This window comes from Paenibacillus forsythiae T98 (genome assembly GCF_000520735.1).
GTDB classification, from domain to species: Bacteria; Bacillota; Bacilli; order Paenibacillales; family Paenibacillaceae; genus Paenibacillus_AQ; species Paenibacillus_AQ forsythiae.
Genome location: NZ_ASSC01000361.1, coordinates 1 through 872 on the forward strand (window position 1 = coordinate 1; position 872 = coordinate 872).

The following is an 872-nucleotide window of genomic DNA, read 5'->3' on the forward strand; positions in this document are numbered from 1 at the left end:
GCCAATATGAACATGCAGGTCGCAGTAAGTGCGGACAAGGGCCGGCGCCGATCGGGATTGTGTGCTGTCCGCCGTAGCAGACGGCACAACCGCAGCCTCATTTTGGCTCGCCGGAGCCGACTTCCACTCTAGTTCCATTTGCCGGTCAGCGTATGCAAATGCCAGGCATAGACCGCCAGCATCGTCTTCGCGTCGGCAATCCGCCCGTCGGCAATATATTCGTACGCTTCCTCCAGCGTCAACTCCGTCACGACCAGGAACTCGTCCTCGTCCAGCGACATTTCTCCGCTCTGCGCATTCTCCGTCACATACAGATGAATAATCTCGTCGGCGAAGCCCGGAGAGGTGTAGAACGATTTTAGCAAGAACAGATCTCCGCCGTGAAAGCCCGTCTCCTCCTGCAATTCCCGGGCCGCAGCTTTCAGCGGATCTTCGCCGGGGTCCAGCTTGCCTGCCGGAATCTCCACTTCCGTTCGGCCCATCGGCTGGCGGAACTGCTCGACAACGAGCATTTTGCCCTTATTCAAGGCCAGGATGGCCACCGCCCCCGGATGCTTGACCACTTCCCGGGTTGCGGTATTGCCGTCCGGCAGGGTCACAGTGTCCACCTGAAGCGTAATGATTTTGCCTTCAAAAATAGGCTGGGTAGATACGGTCGTCTCGTCCAGCGCCGGATTGGACGGCCATGCTTTTTTCACGTCAGTTCCTTGTTTTTCCATATTTTACAGGTCTCCTTTGTTTCGGGTCTGCATACGGTGTATTATAGCAAACTTCAAGAGAAAGAAGGAAATCGCCATGAATAACAGGGTAAGCCGTACTTGCCGCACCGGCTTGTTTCTCTCGGGAAAGCCGGATCACATCCGGCGGCAGCT

1 protein-coding gene is annotated in these 872 nt (G+C 56.2%); it reads right to left on the reverse strand.

What is annotated here, in order from left to right; translation table 11 throughout:
* Positions 1-128: 128 nt before the first annotated feature.
* Positions 129-719, reverse strand: a complete 591-nt coding sequence (locus L692_RS0111530; RefSeq protein WP_025699978.1) for an NUDIX hydrolase — start codon at positions 717-719, stop codon at positions 129-131.
* Between the last annotated feature and the right edge of the window lie 153 nt (positions 720-872).

Coding starts and splice junctions, on each gene's coding strand:
- L692_RS0111530 (WP_025699978.1), bottom strand. CDS start 719: ATGGAAAAACAAGGAACTGACGTGAAAAAAGCATGGCCGTCCAATCCG.